The 26,576-nt window shown below is 71.2% G+C and carries 26 protein-coding genes; 8 read left to right on the top strand and 18 right to left on the bottom strand.

Annotated features, from left to right (window positions below; genetic code table 11):
- Positions 1 to 75: 75 nt before the first annotated feature.
- From KK087_RS09235 to KK087_RS09275, 9 genes are all read right to left on the bottom strand, one after another.
- Positions 76 to 300: a DUF3046 domain-containing protein gene (locus KK087_RS09235; protein WP_214530698.1), complete on the bottom strand. Its 225-nt coding sequence runs from the start codon at positions 298 to 300 to the stop codon at positions 76 to 78.
- A gap of 87 nt (positions 301 to 387) precedes the next feature.
- Positions 388 to 696 carry a helix-turn-helix domain-containing protein gene (locus tag KK087_RS09240; RefSeq protein WP_214530697.1) on the bottom strand — a complete coding sequence of 103 codons (309 nt, stop codon included), beginning with the start codon at positions 694 to 696 and terminating at the stop codon, positions 388 to 390.
- Positions 697 to 850: 154 nt separating this feature from the next.
- On the bottom strand, positions 851 to 1,378 hold the full coding sequence (locus KK087_RS09245) for a CinA family protein (RefSeq protein WP_214530696.1): 528 nt from the start codon (positions 1,376 to 1,378) through the stop codon (positions 851 to 853).
- Complete coding sequence (pgsA, locus tag KK087_RS09250) at positions 1,375 to 2,019, bottom strand: CDP-diacylglycerol--glycerol-3-phosphate 3-phosphatidyltransferase (RefSeq protein WP_250900959.1); 645 nt, start codon at positions 2,017 to 2,019, stop codon at positions 1,375 to 1,377. Before pgsA ends, KK087_RS09245 begins: the two co-directional genes overlap by 4 nt.
- Positions 2,020 to 2,024: 5 nt before the next feature.
- Positions 2,025 to 4,964, bottom strand: coding sequence for an FtsK/SpoIIIE family DNA translocase (locus KK087_RS09255; RefSeq protein ID WP_214564923.1), 2,940 nt, complete (start codon positions 4,962 to 4,964; stop codon positions 2,025 to 2,027).
- Between the two features lie 139 nt (positions 4,965 to 5,103).
- Positions 5,104 to 6,780, bottom strand: coding sequence for a ribonuclease J (locus KK087_RS09260; protein ID WP_214530694.1), 1,677 nt, complete (start codon positions 6,778 to 6,780; stop codon positions 5,104 to 5,106).
- Between the two features lie 49 nt (positions 6,781 to 6,829).
- A complete protein-coding gene (gene dapA / locus KK087_RS09265; protein ID WP_017885921.1) occupies positions 6,830 to 7,807 on the bottom strand; it encodes a 4-hydroxy-tetrahydrodipicolinate synthase in 978 nt (325 codons plus the stop codon).
- A 125-nt stretch (positions 7,808 to 7,932) separates the two neighbouring features.
- Positions 7,933 to 8,415 (bottom strand): dihydrofolate reductase, encoded by a 483-nt coding sequence (locus KK087_RS09270; RefSeq protein WP_214564924.1) that lies wholly within the window; start codon positions 8,413 to 8,415, stop codon positions 7,933 to 7,935.
- On the bottom strand, positions 8,415 to 9,245 hold the full coding sequence (locus KK087_RS09275) for a thymidylate synthase (protein WP_214543623.1): 831 nt from the start codon (positions 9,243 to 9,245) through the stop codon (positions 8,415 to 8,417). The genes KK087_RS09270 and KK087_RS09275 overlap by 1 nt, the downstream gene beginning before the upstream one ends.
- A gap of 38 nt (positions 9,246 to 9,283) precedes the next feature.
- Here KK087_RS09275 and KK087_RS09280 point away from each other — a divergent pair, with 38 nt between their 5' ends.
- Positions 9,284 to 10,198, top strand: a complete 915-nt coding sequence (locus tag KK087_RS09280; protein ID WP_214530691.1) for a TIGR01777 family oxidoreductase — start codon at positions 9,284 to 9,286, stop codon at positions 10,196 to 10,198.
- 53 nt (positions 10,199 to 10,251) lie between these two features.
- Here the strand turns inward: KK087_RS09280 and KK087_RS09285 are convergent, their stop codons facing one another.
- Positions 10,252 to 10,716 carry a tetratricopeptide repeat protein gene (locus KK087_RS09285; RefSeq protein WP_214564945.1) on the bottom strand — a complete coding sequence of 155 codons (465 nt, stop codon included), beginning with the start codon at positions 10,714 to 10,716 and terminating at the stop codon, positions 10,252 to 10,254.
- 14 nt (positions 10,717 to 10,730) lie between these two features.
- Positions 10,731 to 11,477 carry a 4-hydroxy-tetrahydrodipicolinate reductase gene (locus KK087_RS09290; protein ID WP_250900960.1) on the bottom strand — a complete coding sequence of 249 codons (747 nt, stop codon included), beginning with the start codon at positions 11,475 to 11,477 and terminating at the stop codon, positions 10,731 to 10,733.
- 23 nt (positions 11,478 to 11,500) lie between these two features.
- On the opposite strand from KK087_RS09290, the gene KK087_RS09295 reads away from it, so the two are divergent.
- Positions 11,501 to 11,992, top strand: a complete 492-nt coding sequence (locus KK087_RS09295) for a GNAT family N-acetyltransferase (protein WP_214564926.1) — start codon at positions 11,501 to 11,503, stop codon at positions 11,990 to 11,992.
- A 49-nt stretch (positions 11,993 to 12,041) separates the two neighbouring features.
- Here the strand turns inward: KK087_RS09295 and KK087_RS09300 are convergent, their stop codons facing one another.
- The gene (locus KK087_RS09300) at positions 12,042 to 12,644 is read right to left on the bottom strand and encodes a histidine phosphatase family protein (protein ID WP_214530688.1); all 603 of its coding nucleotides are present in this window, start codon (positions 12,642 to 12,644) and stop codon (positions 12,042 to 12,044) included.
- An 8-nt stretch (positions 12,645 to 12,652) separates the two neighbouring features.
- On the bottom strand, positions 12,653 to 13,987 hold the full coding sequence (locus tag KK087_RS09305; protein WP_214564927.1) for a M16 family metallopeptidase: 1,335 nt from the start codon (positions 13,985 to 13,987) through the stop codon (positions 12,653 to 12,655).
- A gap of 251 nt (positions 13,988 to 14,238) precedes the next feature.
- On the opposite strand from KK087_RS09305, the gene KK087_RS09310 reads away from it, so the two are divergent.
- Both KK087_RS09310 and KK087_RS09315 read left to right on the top strand, forming a co-directional pair.
- Positions 14,239 to 14,886 (top strand): TetR/AcrR family transcriptional regulator, encoded by a 648-nt coding sequence (locus KK087_RS09310; protein ID WP_214530686.1) that lies wholly within the window; start codon positions 14,239 to 14,241, stop codon positions 14,884 to 14,886.
- A gap of 279 nt (positions 14,887 to 15,165) precedes the next feature.
- Positions 15,166 to 15,693 (top strand): YbhB/YbcL family Raf kinase inhibitor-like protein, encoded by a 528-nt coding sequence (locus tag KK087_RS09315; RefSeq protein ID WP_214543628.1) that lies wholly within the window; start codon positions 15,166 to 15,168, stop codon positions 15,691 to 15,693.
- Between the two features lie 194 nt (positions 15,694 to 15,887).
- On the opposite strand, the gene KK087_RS09320 is transcribed toward KK087_RS09315, so the two are convergent.
- Positions 15,888 to 18,167, bottom strand: a complete 2,280-nt coding sequence (locus KK087_RS09320) for a polyribonucleotide nucleotidyltransferase (protein ID WP_110864729.1) — start codon at positions 18,165 to 18,167, stop codon at positions 15,888 to 15,890.
- 281 nt (positions 18,168 to 18,448) lie between these two features.
- Between KK087_RS09320 and KK087_RS09325 the strand changes: the two genes are divergently transcribed.
- Positions 18,449 to 19,651, top strand: coding sequence for a coiled-coil domain-containing protein (locus KK087_RS09325; RefSeq protein WP_214564928.1), 1,203 nt, complete (start codon positions 18,449 to 18,451; stop codon positions 19,649 to 19,651).
- 102 nt (positions 19,652 to 19,753) lie between these two features.
- Here the strand turns inward: KK087_RS09325 and KK087_RS09330 are convergent, their stop codons facing one another.
- The 3 genes from KK087_RS09330 to KK087_RS09340 all read right to left on the bottom strand — a co-directional run bounded on the left by KK087_RS09330 (position 19,754) and on the right by KK087_RS09340 (position 21,502).
- Positions 19,754 to 20,371 carry a CE1759 family FMN reductase gene (locus KK087_RS09330; RefSeq protein ID WP_214564929.1) on the bottom strand — a complete coding sequence of 206 codons (618 nt, stop codon included), beginning with the start codon at positions 20,369 to 20,371 and terminating at the stop codon, positions 19,754 to 19,756.
- 311 nt (positions 20,372 to 20,682) lie between these two features.
- Positions 20,683 to 20,952 (bottom strand): 30S ribosomal protein S15, encoded by a 270-nt coding sequence (gene rpsO / locus KK087_RS09335; protein ID WP_017885935.1) that lies wholly within the window; start codon positions 20,950 to 20,952, stop codon positions 20,683 to 20,685.
- A 100-nt stretch (positions 20,953 to 21,052) separates the two neighbouring features.
- Positions 21,053 to 21,502: a VanZ family protein gene (locus KK087_RS09340; RefSeq protein ID WP_084741173.1), complete on the bottom strand. Its 450-nt coding sequence runs from the start codon at positions 21,500 to 21,502 to the stop codon at positions 21,053 to 21,055.
- 182 nt (positions 21,503 to 21,684) lie between these two features.
- Between KK087_RS09340 and KK087_RS09345 the strand changes: the two genes are divergently transcribed.
- The 3 genes from KK087_RS09345 to KK087_RS09355 are packed head-to-tail and all read left to right on the top strand — an operon-like array spanning position 21,685 to position 24,168.
- The gene (locus KK087_RS09345; RefSeq protein WP_128781326.1) at positions 21,685 to 22,761 is read left to right on the top strand and encodes a glycoside hydrolase family 6 protein; all 1,077 of its coding nucleotides are present in this window, start codon (positions 21,685 to 21,687) and stop codon (positions 22,759 to 22,761) included.
- A 58-nt stretch (positions 22,762 to 22,819) separates the two neighbouring features.
- The gene (locus KK087_RS09350) at positions 22,820 to 23,869 is read left to right on the top strand and encodes a M4 family metallopeptidase (protein WP_214564930.1); all 1,050 of its coding nucleotides are present in this window, start codon (positions 22,820 to 22,822) and stop codon (positions 23,867 to 23,869) included.
- 29 nt (positions 23,870 to 23,898) lie between these two features.
- Positions 23,899 to 24,168: a protealysin inhibitor emfourin gene (locus KK087_RS09355; RefSeq protein ID WP_111033192.1), complete on the top strand. Its 270-nt coding sequence runs from the start codon at positions 23,899 to 23,901 to the stop codon at positions 24,166 to 24,168.
- Between the two features lie 150 nt (positions 24,169 to 24,318).
- Here the strand turns inward: KK087_RS09355 and KK087_RS09360 are convergent, their stop codons facing one another.
- Positions 24,319 to 26,562, bottom strand: coding sequence for a HelD family protein (locus KK087_RS09360; RefSeq protein WP_214564931.1), 2,244 nt, complete (start codon positions 26,560 to 26,562; stop codon positions 24,319 to 24,321).
- Positions 26,563 to 26,576 lie beyond the last annotated feature (14 nt).

Here is a 26,576-nt window from a genome sequence, read left to right on the forward strand (position 1 = left end):
AAGCTACCACCGATCGAACACGCGTTCGAGCAACACGCCGAACACAGTTTCGGGTACCGGCTCCGTGGAACCCGGTCAGTCCTGGGGTTCGGCGAGCCCCTTGCCGTGCCGTCGCTCCATCGGAACGTCCTGCGAGTCGCACAGGGCGTCCCACACCCGGCGGGCGTCGATGCCGGCGTCGATGGCATCCACGGCCGAGCGACCACCCAGTTGCTCGAGCACGACGTCGCGGGTCACCACGGACCCGTAGGCCTCCCCGAACACCTGGTCGACGGCTCGCCAGAACTCACTCACGCGCATCCGACCAGCCTAAGCGTGCGGTCGTGGGCCGGAACGCAGAACGCCCCCGCCGGGAAGGACCGGCGGGGGCGTTCGGTGCGGTGCGGGTCAGCGCACCGCGAGGTCGTTGTCGAACTCGGCGACGAGGTCGTCCGGGAGCGTGTCGGGGACGGGGGTCAGCCCCTCGACGATCGCGAGGCGGTCACCCACTTCGCGCATGATGGTCGAGATGGGCGTCTCCAGAGCGTCCGCGACGGACGCGAGGATCTCCGAGCTGGCTTCCTTCTGCCCGCGCTCGACCTCACTGAGGTACCCGAGCGCGACACTGGCCTTGGACGCGACCTGACGGAGGGTCCGGCCCTTCTGCAAGCGGAAGTCCCGGAGCACATCGCCGATTTCCTGACGAACGAGAACCATGAGAACTCCTCCTCTCTGTCGTCTCCGCGCCCGCTCGGTCCGGTGGATCGAGTTCGGGTTCAGCAACAGTAGCGTTGCCGGTTGCAGCATGCTAGCCAGGCTGGCTGCCGTACTGCTGGAGATTTCGTGAGATGTAACCCGGCGGAAACGGGACCTATTCCCGGCCCCGGACTTCGGACGACATCCGTGACAGGAGTTCGGAGACGGTGGCGTGCCGGATTGCTTCCCGGTCACCGTCGAGGTGGAGCGCGAAGGCCTCGGCCCCGGCGGCGGACGCGATCCCGACGTACACCGTGCCGACGGGCTTGCCGTCCTGCGGGTCCGGACCGGCGACGCCCGTCGTGCTGATCCCCCACGTCGCGGGTTCCCCGTCGACGGACAGCGCGATCCGGACACCGGCGGCCATCTGCCGAGCGACCTCCGGGTGGACGGCCCCCTCCGCCTCGAGCAGGGACGCCGACACCCCCAGCACGGAGTGCTTCACGGGCGTCGCGTACGCCACGACGCCGCCGCGCACGACGGCACTGGCGCCCGGCACGTCGACGAGCGTCGCGACGACGAGCCCGCCGGTGAGCGACTCCGCCACGGCGAGGGTCTCCCCCCGTGCCGTCAGCTCGGCGATGAGTCCTGGTGCGACCGGGACGGGAGGCGCGGCCTGCGTCGAGCGGTCGGGCCCGGTCACGCTGTGGTGCGGTTGTACTTCCATGCCTGCCACAGGTAGTCGATCCCGCTCAGGATCGTTGCCAGGAACGCGGCCGTCATCAGGATGCCGTTGACCCAGTGTGCCCAGTCGCCGACGAGGTTCCACCAGGGGAACAGCGCGGCCGTCAGGGCGACGGCTTGCAGCACGGTCTTGATCTTGCCGCCGCGGCTGGCCGGGATCACCCGGTCCGACAGCACGGCGAAGCGGAACACCGTGATGCCGATCTCGCGCACCATGATCAGCACGGTCACGTACCAGGGCAGTTCCTGCAGGATCGACAGGGCGACGAGCGCACCACCGATGAGCACCTTGTCGGCGATCGGGTCGACCAGCTTGCCGAAGTCGGTGACCAGGTTCTGGCGGCGGGCGATGATGCCGTCGGCGCTGTCCGTGACGATCGCGACGACGAACACGACCGCCGCCCAGATGCGCAGTGGTCCGTCGTTGCCGGCGTCGGCCAGCAGCAGGACGAAGAACAGCGGCGCCATGAGGATGCGCACCACCGTGATGATGTTCGCCACGTTGGCGGTCGACGCCGGGCCGGGGCCCTTGCGCAGCAACCGGCCGCGCCACGGGAACCGTGCGCCGTGCGTGGTGTTCGTGCTGTCCGAGGCGGTCATCGCCGTCACTCCCTGCCCGTCAGTCCCCACGCGTCCTCATCGGGCTCGTCGTGGACTTCATCGTACCCGCGGGTCATGTCCCCGACGGGGTCGGCGCCGTACCGGTCACCGTCGGCGGACGGTGTCGGCGCGGCTGCTGCCGGAGCGGCTGCGGCGGGCGGCTCCTCGCCGCGGAGCTTCGCGAGCACCGCGGGCAGCTGGTCGGCGGTCACCAGGACGTCGCGGGCCTTGGAGCCCTCGGACGGCCCGACGATGTCGCGCGACTCCATCAGGTCCATCAGACGACCGGCCTTGGCGAAACCGACGCGGAGCTTGCGCTGCAGCATCGACGTCGAACCGAACTGGGTCGAGACGACCTGCTCGACGGCCGCGAGCAGCAGTTCGAGGTCGTCGCCGATGTCGGCGTCGATCTCCTTGCGCTCGACCACGGCCTGGACGTCCTGGCGGTACTCGGGCTGGGCCTGGCGCGTCACGTGCTGGACGACCTCGGCGACCTCGCCCTCCTGCACCCAGGCGCCCTGCACGCGGAGCGACTTGGACGAACCCATCGGCAGGAACAGCGCGTCGCCCTGGCCGATCAGCTTGTCGGCACCGGGCTGGTCGAGGATGACGCGGGAGTCCGTGACGCTCGTCACCGCGAAGGCGATGCGCGACGGCACGTTCGCCTTGATCAGCCCGGTGATGACGTCGACCGACGGGCGCTGCGTCGCGAGCACCAGGTGGATGCCGGCGGCACGGGCGAGCTGGGTGATGCGGACGATCGACTCCTCGACGTCGCGCGGCGCCACGAGCATGAGGTCGGCGAGCTCGTCGACGACGACGAGCAGGTACGGGTACGGCTTGAGCTTCCGCTCGCTGCCCGACGGCAGGACGATCTCGTTGTTCTCGATCGCCTTGTTGAAGTCGTCGACGTGGCGGAAACCGAACGACGCCAGGTCGTCGTACCGCATGTCCATCTCCTTCACGACCCACTGCAGCGCTTCTGCCGCCTTCTTCGGGTTCGTGATGATGGGCGTGATGAGGTGCGGGACACCGGCGTAGATCGAGAGCTCGACGCGCTTCGGGTCGACCAGGACCATGCGGACCTCGGACGGCTTCGCCCGCATGAGCAGCGACGTGATCATCGAGTTGATGAACACCGACTTGCCGGAACCGGTGGAGCCCGCGACGAGCAGGTGCGGCATCTTCGCCAGGTTCGCGACGACGAAGCCGCCCTCGACGTCCTTGCCGACGCCGATCGTCATCGGGTGCTTCGACTTGCGTGCGGCGTTCGAACGCAGGACGTCGCCGAGGGACACGATCTCGCGGTCGGTGTTCGGGATCTCGACACCGATGGCGCTCTTGCCCGGGATCGGCGACAGGATCCGGACCTCGTTCGAGGCGACCGCGTACGACAGGTTCTTCGACAGCGCCGTCACGCGCTCGACCTTGACGCCGGGGCCGAGCTCGATCTCGTACCGGGTGACCGTCGGCCCGCGGGAGAAGCCGGTGACCTTCGCGTCGACCTTGAACTCGGTGAGCACGCCGGTGATGGCCGCGACGATGTCGTCGTTCGCCTGGCTGCGAGCGACCGAGGGTGTGCCCGAGCTCAGGGTCGTCGCGGCGGGCAGGCGGTAGGGCTTCGAAGGGTCCTCGTCGGAGCCGGCGGCGGCCGCACTGAGCTCGGCGGCGGCGTCGATGTCCTCCGGCTCGTCGACGACCTCGGGCTCGGAGAGCACCTCGGGGACCACGGGACGGATGTCGGCGGTCGGCTCCGGCCGCGCGGGGACGTCGGTGCCGAACGCGCGGAGGGCCTGCTCGGCGTCCTGCAGGTCCTGCCCGACGGAGTCGTTGAGGTTGACCGACGCGGGCTCGGCCGGCGTCAGGTCGACGAGCCCGGCAGCAGCGCCGGCGTTCGGGCTGACGACCGGTGCAGCGGGTGCGGCGGCGGCGGCGGGCGCGGCCGGCGGGGCCGCCGGGGCGACACCGGTGGCCGGGGGCAGCACCGGGCTGTCGTACGCCGGGTCTTCTTCGCGACCGGACTTGTTCCGGCGCCACCACGGCACGGTGTCGCCACCGGCCTCGGCTTCGGCCGCGGCGGCCGCCTGCTCGTCACCGAACCCGAGGTCGTCGAACAGCTGGAAGTCGGTGTCGCCCTTCTTGCCCCGCTTGGTTGCACGGGCACGGGCGGCGGGCTCCGCGACGGCGGCTGCGTCGACCTCGGGCTCGGCCGCGGGGGCCGGTGCGCCGAACAGGTAGGCGTAGAGCTCGTGCAGACGCCGACCGAGCTTGTTCGGTGGGGTCTTGGTGATGATGAAGAGCGAGAGCACGAGCAGCACGATCGCCACGGGCACGGCCACCCAGGCGGTCGCGATGGTGACGAGCCAGCCGATGACGACCCAGCCGAGGACACCGCCGGCCGCGGCCAGCGCGGGCATGCCGTCGGCCGCGCTCGGTCGGCCGCCGAACACGTGGCAGAGCGAGGCGATCGACACGATCAGGATGCCCAGCCCGATGCCGATCCGGGTGTTGTCGTGCACGGACGCGGGGTGCCGGAACAGCCACCCGGCGAACACGATCATGATCACGGGCAGCGCGAACGCCAGACGGCCGAACAGCCCGCCGAACGTGTACGCGTCGAGTGCGACGGAGACGCTGTTGGTCGGGTTGAGCCACTCCACGACCCCGCCGGCGATGGCGAGCAGGAACAGCAGGAACGGGAACCCGTCGCGCCGCTGGTCCTTCTCGAGGGTCTCCTTGCCGAGCAGCCGGAACATCGCCCCGACGCCGTGCGCCATCGCGAGCCAGAAGGTCACGAGCGGGTTCTGCTCGCGGAACACCGGTGTCGGTGCGGCCTGCGGCAGCTTCTTCGTCGTGGCCTGGGTGCGCGACGAACCGCGCGTCCCGTTGCCACGGGACGACGTGGACGCGCGCGAGCGCGTGGTCGACTTGGTGCCTCCGGCCATGGGCAGAACCCTAACGCCCGCTCAGGACAAACGCAGGAAGGCCCGCCGCAGCGTCCGTGACGGACGCCGGACGGGCCTCCCGGCCGAACGCGACGAACGCGACGAACGCGACGAACGCGACGAACGCGATCGTGGCGCGCTACGCCTCGATGACCACCGGGACGATCATCGGACGGCGACGGTGCTTCGTGTTCACCCAGCGGCCGACGGTGCGGCGGACGACCTGCGCGAACGCGTGCGAGTCGCGGGTGCCGTTGGCAGCGGCCTCGGCCAGGGCCTTGGCGATCTGCGGACGGACGTCGTCGAAGACCGCGTCGGTCTCGGCGAACCCGCGCGACTGGATCTCCGGGCCGATCACGCACTGCCCCGTGGTGAAGTCCACCGCGGCGAAGATCGAGATGAAGCCCTCCTCCGCGAGGACACGGCGGTCCTTGAGGTCGGCGTCGGTGATCTCGCCGACGGTGGAACCGTCGACGTAGACGTACCCGATGTCGAGCTGCCCGGCGACCGTCGCGACGCCGTCCTTCAGGTCGACGACGATGCCGTCCTGCCCGAGGATGACGTTGCGCGGCGGGACACCCGTCTGGATCGCCAGGTCGGCGTTCGCGTACAGGTGGCGGTGCTCGCCGTGGACGGGGAGCACGTTGCGCGGACGCAGGATGTTGTAGCAGTAGAGCAGCTCGCCGGCGGAGGCGTGTCCGGAGACGTGCACCTTCGCGTTGCCCTTGTGCACGACCTTCGCACCGAGCTTGGTCAGCCCGTCGATGACGCGGTACACGGCGTTCTCGTTGCCCGGGATGAGCGACGACGCGAGGATGACGGTGTCCCCCTCGCCGATCTCGATCTGGTGCTCGAGGTTCGCCATGCGGGCCAGGACGGCCATCGGCTCGCCCTGCGACCCGGTCGACATGTAGACGATCTGGTCGTCGGGGACGTTCTTCGCCTTCTTCGTGTCGATGAGCACGTTCTCCGGCACCCGCAGGTACCCGAGCTCGGCGGCGATCGTCATGTTGCGGATCATCGAGCGGCCCATGAACGCGACCTTGCGGTTCGCGGCCGCGGCGGCGTCGAGGACCTGCTGCACGCGGTGCACGTGCGACGAGAAGCTCGCCACGACGACCTTCTTGCGGGCGCGCATGATGATGTTCTCGAGCACCGGGCCGATGTCGCGCTCCGGAGCGGTGAAGCCCGGCACGTCGGCGTTCGTGGAGTCCGGCAGGAACAGGTCCACACCGGCCTCGCCCAGACGGGCGAACGCACGGAGGTCGGTGATGCGGTCGTCCAGCGGGAGCTGGTCCATCTTGAAGTCGCCCGTGTGCAGGACACGACCGGCGGGGGTCGTGATGGCGACGGCGAGGGCGTCCGGGATGGAGTGGTTCACGGCGACGAACTCGAGGTGGAACGGGCCGATCTGCTCGGTCTGGTCCTCGGCCACGACGAGCGTGTACGGCTTGATCCGGTGTTCCTTGAGCTTCGCCTCGACCAGAGCGAGGGTCAGCGTGGAGCCGATCAGCGGGATGTCGTCGCGGAGCTTGAGCAGGTACGGGACGGCGCCGATGTGGTCTTCGTGGCCGTGCGTGAGCACGACACCGAGGACGTCGTCGAGGCGGTCCCGGATCGGCGAGAAGTCCGGCAGGATCAGGTCGACACCGGGCTGGTGCTCCTCGGGGAACAGCACGCCGGCGTCGACGATGAGCAGCTTGCCCTCGTACTCGTAGACGGTCATGTTGCGACCGATCTCGCCGAGGCCCCCGATGGGGACGACGCGGAGGGTGCCGGCTTCGAGCGGCTGCGGTTCGGAGATCTGTGTGGGCATTCGGTCCTACGGATTCGGGCGACGCGCGTGCTGCGCGCCGCGGTGTTCGCTAGCGGGTGGTGCCTGGCACCTTCGGTAGTGCACCGCCGGCCGCCGCGTTGCGGTCGGGGCGGAAGTTCGAGAAGTCGGCGCCGGGTACGTCGCGCACGGCTTCGAGCGAGGTCTCGATGGCGTACGCCTCGGAGTCCTCGGGGCCGACGAGCGGCAGTCGGACGCGCGGGCTGCCGATGCGGCCGAGTCCGTGCAGGATGTACTTCGCGGCCACGGTACCGGGAACGTGCGTCATCACGGCGCGGACGAGCGGCTCGAGTCGCTTGTGCTCGGCCGTCGCGGTGGCCAGGTCGCCCCGGTTCACGGCGTCGACGATGGTGCGGTACGGCGCGCTCGTGATGTTCGCGGTCACGCCGATCAGGCCGGTGGCACCGATCGACAGGTGCGGGAGCACGTTCGTGTCGTCGCCGGAGAAGTACATCAGGTCGGTGTTGTTCAGTACCCGTGAGACCTCGGCGAAGTCGCCCTTGGCGTCCTTCACGGCGAGGATGTTCGGGTGCTTCGATGCACGAAGGATCGTGTCGTACGTGATCGGGATGCCGGTGCGGCCCGGGATGTCGTACAGGATCACCGGCAGGTCGGTGGCGTCCGCGATCATCCGGAAGTGGGTGAGGACACCCGACTGCGTCGGCTTGTTGTAGTACGGCGTGACGATCATCACGCCGTCCGCGCCGGCCTTCTCGCTCTGCTTGTACAGGTGGATCGCGTGGGCGGTCTCGTTCGAGCCACCACCCGTGATGATCTTCGCGCGGCCGGCGGCGACGGACTTGCCGACCTCGACCAACCGGAGCTTCTCCGGGTCCGTCAGCGTCGACGTCTCGCCGGTCGTGCCGGTCACGACGATGCCGTCGGCGCCGGCGGTGATGCAGTCGTCGATGTGCTGCTCGACGCCGGGCCAGTCGACCTCGCCGTCGGCCGTGAACGGGGTCACGAGGGCGACGAGGACCTGACCGAAGGGATTCTCACGCGGGGACACGGGCACCAGCGTACCGGGGATGCGCGCGAGGACCGCCGTCCGTGTGGACGGTGGACCGCCTGCGGCGCGGACAGGAGGCCCGGATCACGTCCGTCCCGCCGGTCACGCCCGGCGACATCGGGCCCTCAGGCGCGGCGCTGCCACTCCAGGAACCGGTAGCGGGTGCCGCCGTTCCGGGACTCCTGCCACGGGCCGTCGTCGACCAGGGTCCAGTCGTCGCCGAGCTCGGGCGCCGCGGTGTCCCCCGCGACGTCGACGTCGATGAGGGTCTCGGAGACGTGGTCGGCCGCGTCGAGTGCGGCGTCGTACACCTGGCCGCCGCCGATGACCCAGACGGTCTCGTCGGTGTCGAGCGCGGCCTGCAGGTCGTGCACGACCTCGGCCCCGTCGGCCGTCCACGTCGCGTCACGGGTCAGCACGACGTTGCGCCGCCCGGGCAGCGGCCGGAAGCGCTCGGGCAGGGACTCCCAGGTGCGCCGGCCCATCAGCACGGTCGCGTTGCCTGTGACCTGCTTGAAGTGCGCCAGGTCCTCCGGCACGTGCCAGGGCATGCCGCCGTCGGCCCCGATGACGCCGCTGGTCGAGCGGGCCCAGACCATGCCGATCATCAGACGGCGACCGCGGCCTTGATCGCCGGGTGGTGCTCGTAGCCGACGACGGTGAAGTCCTCGTACTCGTAGTCGTCGATCGAGTCGCGCGCGGCGAGCTCGAGCGTCGGCAGTCGGTAGGCGGTGCGGGACAGCTGCTCCTCGACCTGTTCGACGTGGTTGTCGTAGATGTGGCAGTCGCCGCCGGTCCAGACGAAGTCGCCGACCTCGAGCCCGGTCTGCGCCGCGATCATGTGGGTCAGCAGCGCGTACGAGGCGATGTTGAACGGGACGCCGAGGAACATGTCGGCGCTGCGCTGGTAGAGCTGGCACGAGAGCTTGCCGTCGTTGACGGAGAACTGGAAGAAGGCGTGGCACGGGGCGAGCGCCATGTCCGGCACGTCCGCGACGTTCCACGCCGAGACGATGAGCCGGCGGCTGTCCGGATTCGTCTTGATCTGCTCGATGACCTGGGCGATCTGGTCGACGTGCTCACCGGAGGGGGTCGGCCACGAGCGCCACTGCACGCCGTACACCGGGCCGAGGTCACCGTCCTCGTCCGCCCACTCGTTCCAGATCCGGACGCCGTGCTCCTGCAGCCAGGTCGCGTTGCCCTCGCCGCGCAGGAACCACAGGAGTTCGTACGCGACCGACTTGAAGTGCACGCGCTTCGTGGTGACGAGCGGGAAGCCCTCCGACAGGTCGTAGCGGAGCTGTGCGCCGAACAGGCTCCGGGTCCCGGTGCCGGTGCGGTCGCCCTTCGGCGATCCCTCGGTGAGGACCCGGCGGAGCAGGTCTTCGTAGGGCGTCGGGACGGAGGCGTCGGGCTGTACGGTCTCGCTGTCGGTCACACACAGAAGCCTACGTCGGTGTGAGTAGCGTTGCGGGCATGCCCGACACGACGGAACAACCGCTCTCGATCCTGGTGGCCGGCTCGTCCGGGTTCATCGGGACGCCCCTCGTCCGTGCCCTGCGCGAGGCGGGTCACCACGTCACCACGCTCGTCCGCCGCGAAGCGCGCACCGCGACCGAGTTCCGCTGGGCACCGGGGCGACGTCCCCTCGACCCCGCGATCGTGGACGGCGCCGACGTCGTGATCAACCTGGCCGGCGCGAACATCGGCAAGCTGCCGTGGACGGACGCGTACCGCAAGGAGATCCGCAGCTCGCGCATCGACGCCACCGACACCCTGGTCGAGGCGATGCGGCACGCCGCCACTCCCCCGGCACTGTTCCTGTCGGGCTCGGCCTCCGGCGTGTACGGCGACCGCCCGGCCGACGTGCTGCAGGACGACGCGGCCCCGGGCACGGGCTTCCTCGCCGACGTCTGCACGGCGTGGGAATCGGCTGCGAACGCCGCGCCCGCGGGGGTCCGCGTCGTCACGCTCCGCACCGGCATCGTCATCGGCAAGGGCGGCGGGGCACTCGCACCCCTCGTCCCGCTCACGAAGCTCGGCGTCGGCAGCCGGCTCGGCACCGGTGGGCAGCACTGGCCGTGGATCGCGCTCGAGGACGAGGTCGGCGCGATCGTGCACCTGGCGACCGCGGCACCGGACGTGACCGGTCCGGTGAACCTCGCGGGCCCCGAGCCCGTCGTCGCCGACCGCATCACGAAGCACGTCGCCGAGGCGCTGCACCGGCCGTACCTGTTCCGGATCCCGGAGTTCGCCCTGCGCCTGGCGCTGCGCGACGCGGCCGACGACATGCTGCTGTCGAGCCAGCGGATGGTCCCCACGAAGCTGCTCGAGTCCGGCTACACGTTCCGGTACACGCAGGCGGCGGACGCGATCGACGCCGTCTTCTGATCCGTCGCGCAGGCCGCCGACGAGCCAGCGGTCAGCGGCTGACGGGCCAGCGGTCAGCGGCCGGCAGCGCGCGCCAGGGCGGTGCGCATCGCCGCTCGCGCACGCTTGCGGTCCCCGGCGGCGTCGTAGACCACGCCGAGCCGGTACCAGGCCCGCCAGTCGGTCGGGTCCTGCTCGACCGCGTCGCGGTACTGCGGGAACAGCTCGTCGGCGGCGTCGCGCACCGGCCGGCCGGAGGGGCGGACCGGGACGACGTCCTCCGGTGCCCCACCCTCGGCCTCGAGCCGTGCGCCGAGCCGGGTGATGCGGATGCCGAAGCGGAACTCGAGCACGAGCAGGAGCGCCCCGATCGCGGCGACGACGAACAGCGCGACGCCGATGCCGATGCCGATCGGGACGCCGGTCGCGATGAAGGCGACGGCGCGCTGCCCGACGAGCCCGATGTAGAGGGCGAGCAGCACCGCCATCAGCGCCGCGCCCCAGAACGGTGAGCGGATCCTGCGTCCGGCCCGCTCCATCCGACCCACGGCCGTCAGCCGATGCCGAGGACGCTGCCGAGGCCCACGGTGAGCCCGCGCGCCGAGACCACGTTCGCCAGCGCGGCACGGATGCCCGCCACGTAGGCGACGTCGTCGTTGGTGTCGTGCCGGATCGTCAGCGTCTCGCCGGGGCCGCTCAGCACGACGTCCTGCACGGCCTTCACACCCGGCAATCGGAGCGAGTGGATCGGCACGCTCGCGACCTGCTGGCCACGGGCGCGCTGGTCGACGTGCGGGGCGTCCACCGGGCCGACCTCGCGCCGGGCGTCCGCCATCAGCTCGGCGGTGCGCACCGCGGTGCCCGAAGGCGAGTCGATCTTGCCGGCGTGGTGGGTCTCGACGATCTCGGCGGCCGGGAACCACGGCGCCGCGATCGTCGCCAGGTGCGTGCCGAGCACCGAGCCGATCGAGAAGTTCGGGACGACGAGCACCCCCTGCTCCGGGCGCTCCTGCAGCCCGGAGCGGAGCTTGGCGAGCCGGTCGAGCGACCAGCCGGAGGTGCCGACGAGCACGTTCGCGCCGCTCGACAGCGCGTTCTCCACGATCGCCGGGCTGAGCGACGGCACGGTCACGTCGACGACGAGTGCCGCGCCGCCGAAGACCGAGGGCGGCGCCTCGTGCGCGCCGTCCTTCGAGGACAGACGGGCGACGAGCTCGAACTCCGGGAGTTCCTCGACGACGGAGGCCACGAGGCCCCCGAGACGACCGGTGGCGCCGACGACGGCGACGGGAGTGACCATGCCGTCCATCCTAGGATCGACGCATGTCAGTCGAGGTCAGGACCGTGCCGGCCGATCTGCCCGAGGTCGACGTGCTGCTCGACGCGTACCTGGACGAGCGCGAGGCGACGTTCCCGAGCGCGCAGGGCAGCTACTCGCGGAAACGCACCCCGGCGGCCGAGTTCACACCGCCGAACGGGGTGTTCGCGGTGGCGTACGCGGGTGTCACCGCCGTGGGGTGCGGTGGGCTCCGCCGGATCGCGGACGGTGTAGACGCGTCGGGAGCCGTCGACGTCCGGTTCGAGGTCAAGCACGTCTTCGTCACCCCGGACGGACGCGGCAAGGGCGTCGCGACGGCCGTGATGGACCTGCTCGAGCGTGCCGGGGCCGACCTCGGGGCCACGAGCATCGTGCTCGACACGAACGACTCGCTCGTCGCCGCAGCCGCGCTGTACCGGAGCCGCGGCTACGAGCGCGTCGAGCCGTTCAACGACAACCCGAACGCGACCGCCTGGTACCGCAAGCCGATCGCCTGAGCCGCCACGGGCCTCCAGGCAGGCTGGCGATCCCGGGCAGGGCGCGTCGCTAGACGGGCTGGTCGACCGGCAGACCGGTGCGCAGTTCCACCGGCAGGTGCGCCAGGTCGTTCAGCGTGACGACCTCGGCGGGCTTCGCCGAGCGGATCCGGATGATCGTGAGGGCGGTGTGCGCGACGTTCGTGCCCATCCAGCGCCACTCCGGAGCCTGGAACGCCTCGCGCACGAACCAGCCGATCACGGCGTTGTGCGTGATGAGGAGGTCGTGGCGGTCCTCGCGCGCAGGGGTGAACCACTCCGACACGGCGTCACCCATCTGGGCCTGTCCGGCGACGATCTCCTCTTCGGTGATGCCGCCGTACCAGCCCTTGTACGCGTGCGGCATGTCCGGGGTCGGACCGGAGGGGATGCAGTCGAAGAGCAGCGTCGAGGGCTCCGGCTGGATCGACGGCAGGCGCTGCGACAGGAACGCAGCGGTCTCGCTCGGGGCTTCGAGCGGGGAGTGGTACACGCCGTCGAAGGGCACACCACCGAGCCGGTCCGCGATCAGGGTCGCCTGACGCTTCCCGCGCTCCGAGAGCTTGCCGTCCCGCAGGCCGTGTTCGGCGTCCTGGTGTTCGCCGTGCCGGACGAGGTACAGGTAGTGCGACATGTCCCTGCTCAGCTGCCGATCCCGATGGCCGCGGCGAGTTCGTCCTGCTGCACGGCACCGACCACCGAGGTGATCGTCGGTCGGGTGAGCAGGTCGCGCGCGAGTTCGAGTACGCCGTCGGTGGTGACGCCGTCGACGCGTTCGAGCGCGGTCGAGAGGTCGGTGTACTCCCCCGTGCCGAGCTCGGAGCGGCCGAGGCGGGTCATCCGGGCGTCGGAGTCCTCGAGCGAGAGCGTCAGTGCCCCCTCGATCTGGCCCTTCGCGCGACGGAGTTCGTCGTCGGTGATGCCGTGGTCGACCATCCGGCGGAACTCCGCGTCGACGATGTCGACGACGCCGGCGACGTTGTCCGGCGCGCACCCGGCGTAGACGCCGAACGCACCGTTGTCCAGGTAGGCCGGGGCGAACGACGACACCGCGTAGGCCAGCCCGCGACGCTCGCGGACCTCCTGGAACAGGCGCGAGCTCATCCCGCCGCCGAGCACGGCGTTCAGGACGCTGAGCGAGGGCCGGCGGTCGTCGCGCAGGTCGAGGCCCTGCGAGCCCCGGAGCATGCTGACCTGCTCGGTCGGGCGGTGCACCACGGACAGCTTCGGCTCGACCGGGTCGGCGACGGTCTCGGGGGTGCGACGTGGCAGCGGGTCGGCGTCGGGCGCGCCGTGGAAGACCCCGGCGACGAGTTCGCAGAACCGGTCGTGGTCGACGGCACCGGCGGCGGTGACGACGATGCCGTTCGGTGCGTAGTGCTCGCGGTAGTGGGCCAGCACCTCGTCGCGCTGGACCGCGCGGATGCTGTCCGGGGTCCCGCCGATCGGACGGCCGAGCGGGTGTCCGCCGAAGGCCGCGGCGAAGAACGCCTCGCCCGCGACGTCGGCCGGGTCGTCGGCGGCCATCGCGAGTTCTTCGAGGATGACGCCGCGCTCGACGGCGAAGGCGTCCGGCTCGAGCACCGAGCCGGTGACCATGTCACCGATGACGTTCACGGCCATCGGGACGTCGGCGTCCCGGACCCGTGCGTAGTAGCAGGTGTACTCCTTGGCGGTCGCGGCGTTGTGCTCGCCGCCGACCGAGTCGAAGGCGATGGCGATGTCGAGCGCCGATCGGGTCTCCGTGCCCTTGAAGAGCAGGTGTTCGAGGAAGTGGGTCGACCCGAACTGACCGTCGCGTTCGTCACGCGAACCGACGCCGACCCAGAACCCGATGCTCGTCGACGCGGCACCCGGCACCGCCTCGGTCAGCACACGGACACCCGACGGCAGCACGGTGCGACGGACGAAGGCCCCGCCGGACGTCAGGAACGACGTGTCCGGGGCCCCGAGCGGCAGTGGCACTGGCTGGTTCATCGCAGACGAGCCTACTGATCCGTCGGGGCGGCCCGCCCAGTTTCCCGGCCCGGCGCTCCTGACACTCGAAGTGGGGTACAGAAAGTGCGGACAGACCGACTCGTCTGTCTGTCCTCCTTGTGCTACTGTTGCTCACGCCGGATCGAAAGCCCCCCTAAGTTCCGATCCGGCGGCTCGGGACATCAGTCCTGCGCGACCACCGAGTCCCCCCACTCCGGTCGCGGAGCCGATGAGTCCGAGGAGTACACGCTGTGACGGTCGATTCCCCCCAACCGGCCGTCCAGCGTCTCCCCGGCCCGAGCAAGAACCTCGCGTCGCCGGACGGGTCGAGCGTCCCCCCGACTCCCCGCTCCGGCGGCGCGAAGGTCCGTGTCCTCGAGACCGCCACGCGACTCTTCTACGAAGAGGGCATCCACAGCGTCGGCGTCGACCGTCTCATCTCCGAGGCGAGCGTCACGAAGGCGACGTTCTACAAGCACTACGGGTCGAAGGACAACCTGATCCTCGCCTACATCCGCACCCAGCACGAGCGCGTGCAGGGGCGGATGGAGCAGCTCATCGCCGACGCCGGCTCCCCCGAGCGCGCCGTCCGCGCCTGGGTCGCAACACTGGCCGACGACGTCAACGACCCGGCGTTCCGCGGCTGTGCGTTCCTGCACGCCGCCGCCGAGTACCACGACCCGCGCGACCCGGTCCGCCAGGTCGTCGCCACCCACCGCGAGTGGTACACGGAGCGGCTCGCGACCCTGTTGCAGGAGGCCGGACACCCCCTCCCCGGCGACGGCGCCGACGAGCTCATGCTCGCGCGTGACGGAGCGATGGCCGGCGCCTACGCCGGAGACGCGATCGCCGCGACCGCCGCACTCAACCGCGTGGTCGACCGGGTGCTCGCGGGCTGACGCCCGGCTCCCGCCCGCGCTGTCGCGTTCGGCTGTCGCTCTCGCTTGCACGAAAGCGACAGATCACCGCGAACAGTTCGCGGGATCCTGTCGCCTTCGCGGCAGGGATGCACCCGCGTGACGCAGATCTGTCGCCTTCGCGGGGCGGTCGTGGTGACCGCAGACGGACGGGAGGCCCGTGGCGGCCCCGCACCGCGCCTCCAGGCCGTCCCGTGCGAACTTCCACAGCCCGCCGCGCGCATCGAGCGCAGCCCGAGCCGGCGGGTGTTGGCTGGGGACATGGCCAACGACCCCAACTGGAACCTGCCCGACGTCCCGTCCTTCACCCTGACGAGCCCCGACTTCGCCGACGGGGCTGCGCTGCCCACCTCGGCGCGCGGCTCCGACGTCGGCGGCGAGGACCGCTCCCCCGCACTCGAGTGGTCGGACGCCCCGGAGGGCACGAAGAGCTTCGTCCTCACGGTGTACGACCCCGATGCACCGACCGGCTCCGGCTTCTGGCACTGGAGCCTGACCGACATCCCTGGCTCGGTGACCTCGCTCCCCGCCGGTGCCGGCACGGATGACGCCCTGCTGCCTGCCGAGGCGCTCCGCCGTCGCAACGAGTTCGGCTCGGACACCTTCCTCGGCGCCGCACCGCCCGCGGGCCACGGCGTGCACCGCTACTTCTTCACGCTGAGCGCCCTCGACGTGCCGGTGCTCGAGGTGCCGGCAGACGCGACCCCGGCGGTCGTGGGCTTCATGCTCCGCGACCACCTGCTCGGACGCGCGCAGCTCATGGGCACGCAGGAGACGCCCGCCGCCTGACCGTGTGCGCGCCGGCGCCGCGACCTTTCGGGCACAGCGACAGTCCACGCGGCGCCGCGCCCGTGACGTGTCGCTCACCGCGAAACTTCCGCGGCCGACGCAGCGCACCGCACGCCCCGCACGCTCCCGCAACGGCGAACGGCCGCCGCCCCGGAAGGGACGGCGGCCGTTCGTGCGTCAGGACGCTGTGAGGATCAGCCCTCGGCCGGGTCCTCGGCGTGCGCGCGGACCGTCTCGGCCGAAGTGGAGTCACCCTCGGTCTCGTCGGCCACGACGGGCGCGAGCGACAGCTTGCCGCGGTCGTCCACCTTGGTGACCTCGACCAGGACCTTCTGGCCGACGCCCAGGACGTCTTCGACGTTCTCGACACGCTTGCCACCAGCGAGCTTGCGCACCTCGGAGACGTGGAGCAGACCGTCGCGGCCCGGGAGCAGCGACACGAAGGCGCCGAACGTGGCGATCTTCACGACGGTGCCGAGGAACTGGTCCCCGATCTCCGGGTTGGTCGGGTTCGCGATCGCGTTGACCTGGGCACGAGCGGCCTCGGCCGACGGACCGTCGACGGCGCCGATGTAGACGGTGCCGTTGTCCTCGATCGAGATGTCGGCGCCCGTGGTGTCCTGGATGCCGTTGATCGTCTTGCCCTTCGGGCCGATCAGCTCGCCGATCTTGTCGACGGGGATCTGCACCGAGATCACGCGAGGAGCGGTGTCCGCCATCTCGTCGGGTGCGTCGATCGCCTCGTTCAGCACACCGAGGATGGCCGAGCGGGCCTCCTTGGCCTGCTTGAGCGCCGCGTCGAGCACCGTCGACGGGATGCCGTCGAGCTTGGTGTCGAGCTGGATCGCGGTGACGAACTCCGAGGTACCGGCGACCTTGAAGTCCATGTCGCCGAGGGCGTCTTCCGCACCGAGGATGTCGGTCAGTGCCGCGTAGCGGGTCTGACCGTCGACGGTGTCGGAGACCAGGCCCATCGCGATGCCGGCGACCGGGGCCTTGAGGGGCACACCGGCGTTGAGCAGCGACAGGGTCGAGGCGCAGACGGAACCCATCGAGGTCGAGCCGTTGGAGCTGAGCGCCTCGGAGACCTGACGGATGGCGTACGGGAACTCGTCACGCGACGGCAGCACCGGCACGAGGGCGCGCTCGGCGAGGAAGCCGTGCCCGATCTCGCGACGCTTCGGCGAACCCACGCGGCCGGTCTCACCGGTCGAGTAGGGCGGGAAGTTGTAGTGGTGCAGGTAGCGCTTCTTCGTGACGGGCGACAGCGAGTCGATCTGCTGCTCCATCTTGAGCATGTTCAGCGTGGTGACGCCGAGGATCTGCGTCTCACCGCGCTGGAAGATCGCCGAACCGTGGACGCGCGGGATCACGGCGACCTCGGCGTCGAGCGGACGGATGTCGGCGAGGCCGCGACCGTCCATGCGGATCTGCTCGGTCAGGATGCGGCCGCGGACGACCTTCTTCGTGACCGACTTGTACGCGGCGCCGACCTGCGAGTTGGCGACCTCGGGCAGCGAGCCCGCGGTGACCTGCTCCGCGATGGCGGCCTTGACGCGCGACTTGAGCGCGTCGTCGGCGTCCTGACGCTCGGTCTTGGCGGCGATCTTGTAGACGTCACCGAGCTCGGAGAGCGCGAGGGCCTCGACCGCGGAGTAGACCTCGGGCGCGTACGGCGGGAAGACCGGGAAGTCCTGGATCTCCTTGGCCGACTGCGCGGCGAGCTTGGCCTGCGCGTCGACGAGGGACTTGAGGAACGGCTTCGCCGCCTCGAGGCCCTGCGCGACGATGGCCTCGTCGGGCTTGGTGGCGCCGCCCTGGATGAGGTCCCAGGCGTGCTCGGTGGCCTCGGCCTCGACCATCATGATCGCGACGTCCTCGTTGCCCGCCTCGTCCGTGACGACACGGCCGGCGACGGTGAGGTCGAACACGGCGTCGGCCAGCTGCGAGGCCTTCGGGAACGCGACCCACTGGTCACCGATGAGCGCGAGGCGCACACCGGCGATCGGGCCGGAGAACGGCAGACCGGAGATCTGCGTCGACGCGGACGCGGCGTTGATGGCCAGCGCGTCGTAGAACTCGTCCGGAGCGATGCTCAGGACGGTGATGACGATCTGCACCTCGTTGCGGAGGCCGTCGACGAACGACGGACGCAGCGGCCGGTCGATGAGACGGCAGACGAGGATGGCTTCGGTCGACGGACGGCCTTCGCGACGGAAGAACGAACCGGGGATCTTGCCGGCGGCGTAGGAGCGCTCCTCGACGTCGACGGTCAGCGGGAAGAAGTCGAATCCTTCACGCGGGTGCTTGCCGGCACTGGTGGCCGAGAGGAGCATCGTTTCCTCGTCGAGGTACGCGGCGACCGCGCCCTGTGCCTGCTGTGCGAGCCGACCGGTCTCGAACCGGACGGTGCGCTTGCCGTACTTGCCGTTGTCGATGACGGCTTCGGCGAACTTGATCTCGGGACCCTCCAAAAGGGCGCCTCCTTGATGTGTTTCCGGCAGGCCGTGGCGACGGCACTCGATGGTGCGTGCGCGCCGATCGTTCCGGACGCATGTCTGGCCAGCAGTAGAAGCACTCGGGAAACCGTTCCGGCCCGCGAGCCACCACCGATGACCAGCTCCGTGCCCGGCCTGCGCAGTGTTGTGTGTGACGTCCGGGGAATGAGTCCTCGGACACGATGGACTTTACCAGTCCTCAGGCTGTGGGCGGCGCGGCTCGCTGGACTCCTGGTGAACATCGGTAGCCTGCCGACATGCGCCTCACCCCCTCGCGGGGCGTGCTCGTCGCGGCCGCCGTGGTCGTCGGCGCGCTCGTCGCCCCGGCCCTCACCGCCGTGCCCGCGAACGCGACCGAGTACCCGACCTGGCAGGACGTGCAGCGCGCGAAGGGCAACGAGACCGCGAAGCGTGCCGAGGTGCAGAAGGTGCAGGCTGCACTGCAGTCGGCGCAGGACGAAGCGGCCGCGAAGTCGCAGGCCGCCCTGGTCGCCTCGTCGAAGGCGGACGCGGCCGAGGCGGAGCTGGCGACGGCCGCCCAGGCCGCCACGAGCCTCCAGGCCCAGGCGCACCACGCAGCCGAGACGGCGGACCGGGCCCAGCAACGGGCTGGCCAGCTGGCCGCGGACCTGTACCGCGACGGCAGCACGAACCAGATGACCACCCGGATCGCCACCGCGACGAACCCCGACCAGCTCCTGTACCAGCTCGGCGCGCTCGACCAGCTGTCGGAGACCTGGTCGGGCGTCATGGACGACGCGTCCGTCGCCGCCGGAACGGCCTCGTCGCTGCAGGAACAGGCCCAGCGGGCGGAGACGGAGCGCGCGACGCGCGCGCAGGCCGCCGAGGAACGTTCGGCTGCTGCGAAGTCGGCGGAACAGGCGGCGGACGCCGCCGTCGAGTCGACGGAGCGGCACAGCGACGAGCTGTACGCGCAGCTCGCGTCACTCAGGGACAGCACCGCGAAGCAGGAGGCCGGGTACGAGCTCGGCCAGCGGGTCGCCGCGCAGAAGGCGGAGCAGCAGCGCAAGCGGGCCGCAGCCGCAGCGGCCGAGGCAGCGGCGAACGCGGCAGCGGCGAACGACGGCGGCGGCGCGACCAGTGGCGGGACCGGCACGTCCTACCCGAGCACCGGCGGCGTCGTCGTCGACCCGGCCGGCGCTCAGGCCTACGCGCGCGGAGCCCTGGCGTCGAACGGATGGGGCGACGACCAGTTCTCGTGCCTGGTGTCACTGTGGACGCAGGAGTCCGGGTGGCGGGCGAACGCGTTGAACGCCTCGAGCGGCGCCTACGGCATCCCGCAGTCACTGCCGGCCGAGAAGATGGCGGTCGCCGGAGCCGACTGGCGGACGAACGCCGCGACGCAGATCAACTGGGGCCTGGCCTACATCAAGAGCGCCTACGGCTCACCCTGCGGCGCCTGGAACCACGAGATGAGCGTCAACCCGCACTGGTACTGACCGTCCGGTTGACGCCGTCGTTTCACTGAGACGCCGCCGAACGCACGAGACGCCGCCCGATTCGGCGGCGTCTCGCGAACACGGCGGCGTCTCGGGAGCGAGTCAGTGGCCGAGGCCACCGAGCAGGCTCGCGAAGTCCGGGGTCGCGGGGAGCGCGTCGGCTTCCTGCGGGGTCCGACTGGAGGCCCGGATCGCCCAGGCCAGGTCGGCTCCGGCCCGGCGGATGCGACCGTCCAGGGCGGCCGCGTCACCGTCGGTCCCCCAGTCGTCGGTCGCGGCGAACACCCCGGTGGGCACGATCGCCGCGCGCAGGTACGCGAAGACCGGCCGGAGGGCGTGGTCGATCGCGAGCGAGTGCCGCGACGTCCCGCCGGTCGCACCGAGCAGGACGGGCATGTCGGCCATCGAGTCCTTGTCGAGCACGTCCAGGAACGACTTCGCCAGCCCACTGACGCCCGCGGTGAAGATCGGCGTGACGAACACGACGGCGTCGGCCTCGACCACGGCGGCCGTCGCTGCGGAGAGCGCCGGGGCCGCGAACCCGGTGAGCATCGCGTCGGTGATCTCGTGCGCGAGCGGTCGGAGTTCGACGTGCACGACGTGTGCGGGGGTGCCCTCGGCGACGAGCGAGGACACCGCGGCCTCCCCCAGGCGGTCGGCGAGCAGGCGGGTGGAGCTGGGCTCGGAGAGTCCGGCGGAGACGACGGCGATGGTGGTCATGATGCTTCCCGACTTTCGATGCGTTTGCATGAACATAGCATCCAACCGGGTCACCATCGCAACCATTCCCGCCATCGAGCAGCGTGCCGATCGGTCACGACTCCCCGCGCGCTGACTCCGGACCGGTCACGAAGTGTCGCTTGGGACCCCGGTGGCCGACGAATCATGACCGCCGCAAGAGCGCGGGCGACGTGTCGCGACCGACCGAGGACGGAGCGCGCCCCCGCCGAGCGTCGAACGCCCCGGGAACGAAGAACGCCCCGGTCCTCACGAAGAGGACCGGGGCGTTCGGTCAAGCGTGTGTCGGTCGACTAGCGACGCAGGCCGAGGCGCTCGATGAGCGTGCGGTAGCGGGCGATGTCGACGTCGGAGAGGTAGCCGAGGAGACGGCGACGCTGACCGACCATGAGGAGCAGGCCACGACGCGAGTGGTGGTCGTGCTTGTGCTCCTTGAGGTGCTCGTTCAGGTCGTTGATACGACGCGTCAGAACGGCGACCTGGACCTCGGGGGATCCGGTGTCGCCCGGGTGGGTCGCGTACTCTTCGATGATCTCCTGCTTGACCTGTGCGTCAAGTGCCATGGTGATCCCCTTCCTGTCCGTTGCGCGGTGCCCGTGCCTGATGCACGAGCGCTCTTTGTCCGCGGCCGTTCGACGGCAACCGCACAAGACTACCAGAGTCCTAGGCGGTCCTGGGGTGCAGACGGCGTCGGCGACGACGCTCCGGCAGCAGGCTGCGGACGAGTCCGACCAGCGTCGCGCCGAGCAGTCCGCCGAGGCCGTTCGACAGCACGTCGCGCGGGTCCGCGACGCGGTACGGCAGGTACGTGGCCTGCGCGAACTCGATGCCGGTCGACAGCGCGACCGCGACGAGCGCGCCGAGGATCCACCAGCGCCGGGGCAACCACAGCGCCGCGAGCATCCCCACGGGCACGAACATCGCGATGTTGGCGAGGAACTCGGTGCGCTCGTACGTGAACCAGGCACCGTGCGGCAGCTGCTGCACCCAGGCGATCGCGTGCAGCACGAGGGAGTTCTGGGCCGAGGTGAAGACCTGCGGGGTCAGCGTCATCCGCCAGATCACCCAGGCGTAGCCCGCGGTCAGGGCGAGGAGGAGGAGTCGACGGAACATCCGCACAGTGTGCTGCACGGTCCTGCGCGGTCGCTGGAGCGCTCCTGTCAGCCGTCGGTGCGACACCTGGGCGATCGCGGATCGGCGCTGGTCAGGACTCCCCCGCACCTGTCAGCATGGGTCCGGGCGCGATCGGTGCCCGCACCACCGACACCGCACGGTCAGATCAGGAGCACCGCAGCATGCCGGAGCACGAGGCACCCAGCACCCCACGCCGCAACCGCACCGGCGGCCTGCGGCAGTGGGGGTGGATCGCCGCTGCGGCTGTCGTCGTCGCCGCGGTCGTCACGACCCTCGTGGTCGTCGGCCCGTGGAACGGCGGCCAGCCGGACGGCGACCGTACCCCGAGCGGGCGCAGCGTCGCCGAGCGGAAGTCCGCGGCCGAGGCGTTCCCGGGCGGGCTCGCGCGCCAGCCGACCGCCGTGAACCAGGCCGGCCTCCGCGAGCGCCAGGCCCGGGCCGAGGGCGACGCCGAGACCGCCGAGCAGATCGCGGTGATCGCCGACCAGCCGATCGCGACGTGGCTGACGAACACCTCGCGGGCCGAGACCCGCTCGACGATCCGGTCGGTGGTCAGCACGGCGGAGGAACGCGGTGGCACCCCCGTGTTCGTCCTCTACAACATCCCGGACCGTGACTGCGGCAGCTACTCGAAGGGCGGCACCGAGGACGACGCCTACCTGCCGTGGGTCCGGTCCGCCGTCCGGGCGATGGCCGGTTCGCACGCGGTCGTGCTCGTCGAACCCGACTCGATCGCCCAGATCCAGAACTGCGAGCGGCTGCGCGACGAACGCCTGCCCCTGCTGCGGAAGGCCGTCGACGCCCTGACCGGCCACGGGCTCACCGTGTACCTGGACGGCGGCAACGAGAACCGTGTGCCGACCGCCACCATGGCCGACTGGCTGCGGCAGGCCGGCGTCGACGAGGTGCAGGGCTTCTTCACGAACGTGTCGAACTTCTACCGGGTCGACCAGGAGCGCGCGTACGCCGACGAGCTCGCCGACGCGATCGGCGGCGACCCGCACTTCGTCATCGACGTCTCCCGCAACGGGCAGGGGTGGCGGGGCACCTGGTGCAACCCCGAGGGTGCCGGCCTCGGCCAGGAGCCGCACGTCACCGGCGGCAGCACGCGGCTCGACGCCCTGCTCTGGGTGAAGACACCGGGGCTCAGCGACGGCACCTGCAACGGCGGCCCCGCGGCCGGCCAGTGGTGGGAGTCGTACGCGCTGGCCCTCGTCGAGCACCGCAAGCGCGACTGACCCCGCCACGAGACGGCCCGCGCAGGGCCGTGTCGGTGCCCGGTGGTTGCATGTGCGCATGACCGCGACCGACCGCATCCGCTCCGTCGTCCCGCCCTACCTGCTCCGCGCCGTCGCCGGTGCCGATGCGTTCCCCCGGGCGGCCTCGGCGGCACGCACCGCACTGGCCTCGCTCGACGCCGTGCAGGCGCCGAAGCACGCGCACCTGGTCGCACCGCGCGGCGTCAGCGGTGCCGTCGACCGCTCCCCGCAGCGGACGATCACCGACGCGCACGGCACCACGACGCTGCCCGGCACCGTCGTCCGGCGCGAGGGCGACGCCGACTCCGGTGACGCCGCGGTCGACGAGGCGTACGCGGGCCTCGGCGCCACGCACGCCTTCTGGCTCAAGGTGTTCGACCGGGTGTCGATCGACGGCGCCGGGCTCCCCCTCGACGCGACCGTGCACTACGGCCAGGACTACGACAACGCCTACTGGGACGGCAACCGGATGGTGTTCGGCGACGGCGACGACGAGGTGTTCCGCCGCTTCACCGTCGCGCTCGACGTCATCGGCCACGAGCTCGCGCACGGCGTCACGCAGTACACCGCCGACCTGACCTACCAGGGCCAGTCGGGCGCCCTCAACGAGTCGATCAGCGACGTCTTCGGCTCCCTGGTCGCCCAGTACGCGGCGGGGCAGACGGCGGAGCAGGCGAACTGGCTCATCGGCGAGGGGCTGTTCACCGACGCCGTGCAGGGCGACGCGCTCCGGTCGATGCGGGCCCCCGGCACCGCGTACGACGACCCGGTGCTCGGGAAGGACCCGCAGCCGGCGACCATGTCCGGCTTCGTCGTCACCACGGACGACGCCGGTGGGGTCCACACGAACTCCGGCATCCCGAACCACGCGTTCTTCCTGGCGGCCACGGCCATCGGCGGCCCCGCGTGGCTGGGCGCCGGTGCCGTCTGGTGGGACGCTCTGACGTCGGCCGAGGTGACCGCCTCGATCGACTTCGCCGGCTTCGCCACCGTCACCGTCGACGCGGCCGGGCGGCGGTTCGGGGACGGTTCCGCCGAGCAGACCGCGGTCCGTCAGGCCTGGCAGCAGGTGGGCGTGCTCGACTGAGCAGGCCACCCGGGCGTACCGTCGGGGCCATGCGCATCGAGGTCCGCCGCTCCGGGGGCTTCGCCGGCACCACACGGCGCTGGCGGGTCGACACCGACACGAGCAGCGACCCCACGGCGTGGTCCGACGTCGTCGACGCGCTGCGGCGTACCCCGGCACCGACGGCCGAGCCCGTCCCCGACGACTTCAGCTGGACGATCACCGTCGAGCGCACCACCGTGACGATCCCGGGTCGCCGCCTCGACGGTCCGTGGGCCGACCTGGTCGCGCGGGTGCGGTCCGAAGGCGACCCGACCTGAACCGGGAGGCCCGTGGCGGGCCCGCACCGGGCCTCCCGTCCGCCCCGCGGAGACGCCACCGCCCAACGGTCGTGAGCAGGAGCGGTCGCGTGGGACCGACGGACCCGGACCGTTCCTGCTCACGGAGTGCGCGTCGGACGCGCGCCATCGTCAGTCGACGTCGATGACCGTCAGACGACGGGTCGGACGCGTCATCGCGACGTAGACCGCGGCGGCGGCACGGGCGGCGTCGGCGCCCACGCCGTCCGGGTCGACGAGCAGCACGCCGTCGAACTCCAGGCCCTTGGCGTCCGCACCCGTCAGCACCGTGAGCGAGCCGGCGTTCGGCGAGGCGAGCCCCCGGACGTCCGCCTCGGTGCGGGCGAGCCGCCGGCGGATCGTGTCGACCTGGGCCTCGGGGACGATGACGCCGATGGTGCCGGACCCGATCCGGGCACGCTCGGTGTCGGCGACCGCCACGACGGTGTCGAGCAGGTCGGCCCGCGCGACGCGGACGCGCTCGACGGGGTCGCCGTCGCGCACCGCCTCGTTGCGGGTGACCGTGAGGCCGGCGCTGTCCGCGAAGGCCCCTGCCGCCTCGACGATGGACCGCGGGGTGCGGTAGTTGACGGTGAGCTGCTCGATGCGGTGGTCGAGCGGCACCTGCGGTGCACGGCCTCGGCGGCGACGGGCGAGCGCCCCGATGACGTCGTCCCAGGTGCGTGCGGCACCGGGCGAGGAGCCCTGGGCCATGTCGCCGACGATCGTGAACGAGCGCAGCGGGTTGCGGCGGGCGAGCACGCGCCACTGCATCGGTGAGAGCTCCTGCGCCTCGTCGACCACGATGTGTCCGTAGGTCCACTCGCGGTCCTCGGCGGCCCGCTCGGCCGTGGAGCGGGGGTCGCCGCCCTCGGCGAACGAGCCGGCGACCTGCTCGGCGCTGACGATGCCCTCGACGCCCATGTTCTCGATCGCCTGGCGGGCGTTCTCGATGTCGCGGTTCCGGCTGGCCTTCGCCGCACGCTTGGCGGCGCCGCCGGTGGGGTCGAACGGACCGAGCAGTTCGGCGGCCTCGTCGAGCAGGGGGACGTCCTCGACCGTCCAGGCGGTGCCACGGGCGCGCTGCAGCAGGGCGCGGCGCTCCGGCGTCCAGTCGGGGGTCAGCGAGGCGAGCCAGTTCGGCCGGGCGTAGAGGTCCTCGAGGAACTTCTCCGGCGGCAGCGGCAGCCACGCGGTGTTCAGCAGCACCCGGGCGTCGTACGAGCTCCGGATGTCCTCGCGCAGGACCTTCTCGTCGGCTTCGTCCACCGTCGTGCCGCGCTCCCGCAGCTGCTCGGCGAGCAGGCGGGTCATCGCGTCGAGGGCGATCTTGTTGAACGTGACGCGGGCGGCGTTGTGCGGCTTGCCGCGGTCCTGCGCACGCTTCATGGCGTCGGCGACGAGCTGCGGCGGCACGACGAGCCGTTCGCCCTCGACGTCGAGCGTGACCGACTCGGTCGGCGCGACCTGGCGCGAGCGCACGGCCCGGCGCAGGAGCGACGCCATCTGCGCGGCGCCCTTCACGGCGGCGACGTCGCGCGTGTCGTGCGTCGTCGCGTGCACGCCCGGGTAGAGCGAACCGAGCGAGGCCATCACGACACCGGTCTCGCCGAGCGACGGGAGCACCTGCTCGATGTAGGTCAGGAACGCGGGCGACGGGCCGACCATCAGCACGCCGGAGCCCCGCAGCCGCTCACGGTACGAGTAGAGCAGGTAGGCGGCGCGGTGCAGCGCCACGGCGGTCTTGCCGGTGCCGGGACCACCCTGCACGATGAGCACACCCTCGAGCGGGGAGCGGATGATGCGGTCCTGCTCGCCCTGGATCGTCGCGACGATGTCGGTCATCCGGCCGGTGCGTTCGGCGGTCACCGCGGCGAGCAGCGCCCCCTCACCCTGCAGGTGGGTGCGCTCGTCGTCGTACAGCGAGGCGTCGAAGACCTCGTCCTCGACGCCGACCACCCGGCGCCCCTGCAGGGACAGGTGCCGGCGGGAGCGCATGCCCATCGGGTGCGCCGCGGTGGCCTGGTAGAAGGCGCTGGCACCGGGGACGCGCCAGTCGAGCAGCAGCGGCCGGTGCTCGGCGTCGCGCAGCCCCACGCGGCCGATGTAGCGGAAGGTGTCGTCGGGGCTCTCGGGTTCGGCGACCTCGAGCCGGCCGAAGACCAGCCGGTCCCCCACCCGCTCGAGCGTCGCGACGGTGTCCTCGTAGAGCCGCGCGTACGCATCGCGCTCGCTGCGGCTCTGGTGGTTCCCGCCGACGGCCTGACGGCGGGTCTCGGCGAGGCGCTGCTCGGCCTCGGCGGTCAGCTCGTCGAGACGGCGGAAGAGGCCGTCGACGTAGCCGCGTTCACGGTCGATCTCGGTCGGTTCGGACACACACAACCCTTCGG

Origin of the sequence: Curtobacterium aurantiacum, from assembly GCF_018598555.1 — a bacterium.
GTDB lineage: Bacteria > Actinomycetota > Actinomycetes > Actinomycetales > Microbacteriaceae > Curtobacterium > Curtobacterium aurantiacum.